3 protein-coding genes are annotated in these 3,063 nt (G+C 40.1%); all 3 read left to right on the top strand.

Translation table 11 applies throughout. From position 1 onward, the window contains the following. Positions 1 to 168 precede the first annotated feature (168 nt). The gene (locus VIO64_RS03680) at positions 169 to 747 is read left to right on the top strand and encodes a peroxiredoxin family protein (RefSeq protein ID WP_331915271.1); all 579 of its coding nucleotides are present in this window, start codon (positions 169 to 171) and stop codon (positions 745 to 747) included. Between the two features lie 399 nt (positions 748 to 1,146). After that, positions 1,147 to 2,052, top strand: a complete 906-nt coding sequence (locus VIO64_RS03675; RefSeq protein ID WP_331915269.1) for an ABC transporter ATP-binding protein — start codon at positions 1,147 to 1,149, stop codon at positions 2,050 to 2,052. After that, on the top strand, positions 2,024 to 3,063 hold a 1,040-nt coding region (locus tag VIO64_RS03670; RefSeq protein ID WP_331915267.1), incomplete at its 3' end, for a hypothetical protein. The genes VIO64_RS03675 and VIO64_RS03670, both read left to right, overlap by 29 nt.

The raw sequence follows: 3,063 nt of genomic DNA, 5'->3' as shown, positions 1-3,063 counted from the left end.
TTGGAAAAAGCGCTCAAGAACCATACCGCTCAGCGCTTGCAGAAATTTGTGGAGATGAACATTCAAGCCCTGCGCCGCGGCGGAGAATATCGTGATATAATCTAATAAAAACAGGTCATGTCCCCGCAGCTTGCTGCGGGGAAAGCTCATTTATAAGAGGTAAAAAAAATGGATCAGTCGAATTCTAATGGACAAACGTTTATTCCTATAATGATAATTGTTCTATTAGTATTGCAATCAATTTTATTAATTTTTGTCTTGAAGGATATAAGATTTATTAAGCAATTAACTTTATTGAAATCAGTTTCATCCCAAGCTGAAGAGGTTGAATCATTAATAGGTACCCAGGCACCAGATTTTGGCCTAAATGATATTGAAGGAAAAGAGATTTCGCTATCTCAATATCAAGGCCAGCCTGTCCTCCTAGTATTCAGTTCGCATACTTGCTCTGCTTGTCAAAAAATGTATCCGGCACTTCGTGAATTTCTAAGTAAGAGCAATAAAATTGAAGTTTTATTGATCTCGATAAGTAGTAGAGAAGAAAACTTGAAATTTATGGATGAATATTCTTTTATTGGCTATAAGAATTTGCATATATTATCCGCAACGCCTGAAATTTTTAATAAATATTCTATTAGTGGAACACCTACTTTTGTAGTTATTAACAAGCAGGGAATTATAGAAAAAGTCGGACATGCAAATACTCTAGATCAAATAATGGAACTTACCGAAACAGTGACGCATTAAATATAATGGAGGAAAAATGTCAAAACTAGGCTTTTCTTTACTCAATGTTTCTATGAGGAAAGCCCTGACAGCGATCTTAGCTGTTACAATCCTCGCACTTGTGATAGTACCAATCTTAGCTCTTCCAGTGAATGCTAAATCATGTACTTCCTGGACATGGACTGGTACTTGCTGCGATACTTTGTATCCAAAAAAACAAGATTTTAATACAAGATGGTGTTTGGAGTGTAACGACACTAATTGTTATTCCTGGAATGAATATAATTGTCAAGATATGAGCATATGCGGTCCCGACAATTAAAACTTCAAATCTAACTTTGCTCAACTTGCACGTAGAAAGAGCATTTTAGATCGTTTAATATAGGTAAGTTCCACTATTTGGTTTAGAAGAGGTGGTTTATGTCTATTCTGGTTGAGGACATCACAAAGCGATATAAAGGGGCACAGATTAATGCCCTAAACCATGTTTCTCTGAATTGCAATAAGGGAGTTTTTGGACTATTAGGTCCCAACGGAGCTGGTAAGACAACTTTAATACGCATTCTTGCTACCTTGATTACGCCGACCTCGGGCTCTGCAACAATTCAAGGGTTTAACGTGTTGGAACAACCTCAAAAAGTTCGCCCGATTATCGGGTATGTTCCTCAGGAATATACCTTATATCCCAGTCTAACAGCCAAGGAATTTTTGCACTACATGGGGACTTTGAGCGGCTTGCAAAAGCCTCATGCACAGATTGAGCGGGTTATTGATCAGGTTGGGTTAGCGTCAGTCGCTAATCAGCGTCTGAAATCTTTTTCAGGAGGGATGAAACAGCGGGTAGTAATCGCCCAAGCCTTATTACACGATCCACCCGTTTTATTGGTAGATGAACCTACCGCTGGCCTTGACCCTGCTGAAAGGGTTAGGTTTCGCAATCTTTTGTCAGAGTTAGGGAGGGAAAGGACTGTGTTGCTTTCAACCCATATCGTCGAAGACATCACTGCCACTTGCAGGCAAGCAACTATACTGAATGAAGGGAAAGTTGCTTTTTCAGGGGAGATTGAAAAGTTAGTCTCTTCTGCTCAAGGAAAGGTATGGAAAGCGTGGGTTTCTCCAGAACAATTCGAAAGCGTGCAAAGTGCCCATACTATTGTTTATTCGCGCCCTACCAGCCAACCGGGACTTATAGAAATAAAGTTTCTTACCAAGGAAAGCCAACCACCTTTTGAATCAGAACCAGTTACACCTACTATAGAAGATGCTTATCTATTGCTAATCCCCACAGGAAATGCTGATGAAAAACAATCTGAGAACATTATTTAACGTTGCCTATAAAGAATGGATCATTCAGATTCGCCAACGCACAACTTGGCTAATCGCTGGTTTGTTTTTTTTAGTCGGTTGGGCATTTCTTGAACAAGGGTCACTGCCTCTAAGGTCAGCAATGGGGATTGCAATTAATATAGCCGACGGATTAGGAGCGTTTGGAACCTTTTTCGTAGCCATTTTGGCGTCAACAGCGCTCTTACGTGAAATTCAGCCTGGTTACGATTTAATTTGGACGCATTCATTTTCTACAACCGCTTATTTCATAGGGAAGTATCTCGGGGTTGTATTAACTATTATCACCGCCCTTCTACCCAGTGGGTTATTGGCTGCCTATTTAATGGGTACTTTGCATGGTTTCGAAACAATTCTCATTCAAATTAGATTGTGGCTCATTAATCTTGGTCCCACTTATTTATTTATCATTGCTGTAACCTTCTTAGTTGGTTCTCTTTTCCGCCGTGGACTTTGGACAACTCTGTTCATGGTGTTATTTTTGGGTGGAGTGATGATATTTAACCAAAACTTTACTCGGACCGCAGCATTTGACATAGTTGACCCTTATGCATCGCCACTGATTGGGTATGGACCCGACAGTGGGATGATTTTGCTTAACCGAATTTTTTACTTAGCACTATCAGCGCTTCTATTATTAATGGGGTTATTAATAGTCCGCATTTCTTCACCAAGGCGTGAACAAAAACTTAGTTATATCCAAATAGCGATCTTTACTTTGCTAGCCGCTGGCCTTTTGGCTGGGTTAATCCGTACAGCAACAATCTTCAAGAAGGAGAGTCATTTTGCTTTTGAGGAGCCTCCCGCTGACCCTTTTGCAAACGAGACAATAGATTGCGCATTATTGAACTCTTTTAATTTAGACGTTTTACTAGACCAAGATTCCAAGCAAGTTTCTGGAAGAGCTATTATTGAGCTGCCAATAACTGACACCCTCCTGCAATTGACTCTCGGATTGAACAGCGGCCTCCAGGTTTTACAGGTTGAAGCTAC

This window comes from Pseudobacteroides sp. (genome assembly GCF_036567765.1).
In the GTDB taxonomy this organism is placed as follows: domain Bacteria; phylum Bacillota; class Clostridia; order Acetivibrionales; family DSM-2933; genus Pseudobacteroides.
The sequence above is the reverse complement of the archived record's forward strand: the minus strand, read 5'-3'. Positions and strand labels throughout refer to the sequence as shown.